The following is a 246-nucleotide window of genomic DNA, read 5'->3' as shown; positions in this document are numbered from 1 at the left end:
AAGGTACGATATCAATAGATAGTTGGTTAATTTTTGCGGGTGAGTTTTCCTGCTCGAATAACATCACTTTTTCACTACTATTTAATATTGGCATTAACCTAGATTGCGCATAAGACTGAGCTTGAAGACCCGGTAAATAGGCGATTAAACCGTACAGCAGTGCAGAGATTAAAACCCCTATAGAAAAATAGATGGCATACATAACGTACGAACGTTTTCTATACTTCTCCTGAACAACCAAATCAG

At 37.4% G+C, this 246-nt stretch carries 1 protein-coding gene; it reads right to left on the bottom strand.

The window, feature by feature from the left end; translation table 11 throughout:
* Nucleotides 1-202, bottom strand: a 202-nt coding sequence (locus RMT89_RS44820) for a hypothetical protein (RefSeq protein WP_315889497.1), incomplete at its 3' end; no start/stop codon positions are given.
* Between the last annotated feature and the right edge of the window lie 44 nt (nucleotides 203-246).

The organism is Streptomyces sp. P17, assembly GCF_032436805.1.
In the GTDB taxonomy this organism is placed as follows: Bacteria; Actinomycetota; Actinomycetes; order Streptomycetales; family Streptomycetaceae; genus Streptomyces.
The sequence above is the reverse complement of the archived record's forward strand: the minus strand, read 5'-3'. Positions and strand labels throughout refer to the sequence as shown.